Origin of the sequence: Bartonella sp. AA2SXKL, assembly GCF_042197205.1 — a bacterium.
In the GTDB taxonomy this organism is placed as follows: domain Bacteria; phylum Pseudomonadota; class Alphaproteobacteria; order Rhizobiales; family Rhizobiaceae; genus Bartonella.
The window spans coordinates 1-284 of record NZ_JBHIRN010000241.1; the positions used below are offsets into that span (position 1 = coordinate 1).

Consider the following 284-nt stretch of genomic DNA (forward strand, 5'->3'; position numbering starts at 1 on the left):
CCAAAAGCTGCCTTCATCCCCATCACTCCCTTCAGGGGATCAAGGGTATATTTTTGTTCCAGTATAGTTTCTTCAAGCTCTCTGTCCTTTGACGAAACACTGCCCCTCGAAGGGGTGATCCTTCAAAGAGGACTAACCTTTGAAGGTGAAGCAGCCAAAAAGAGTGCTTCTTTAGACAGTTTTTTTATGAAATGTTTTTTTGTTACCTCTGTTGGAGAATTGGAACGAAAACTCCTTCGAGTATAGGGGCTTTAGAAAGGCTTTTTCAAAAGGACTCTCTTCAG

General features: G+C 42.3%; 1 protein-coding gene. It reads left to right on the plus strand.

Features of this window, described 5'->3' with window-relative positions:
* Nucleotides 1-246 (plus strand): hypothetical protein (locus ACFINS_RS10970; protein ID WP_375706289.1); only part of this gene is annotated, 246 nt, incomplete at its 5' end.
* Nucleotides 247-284 lie beyond the last annotated feature (38 nt).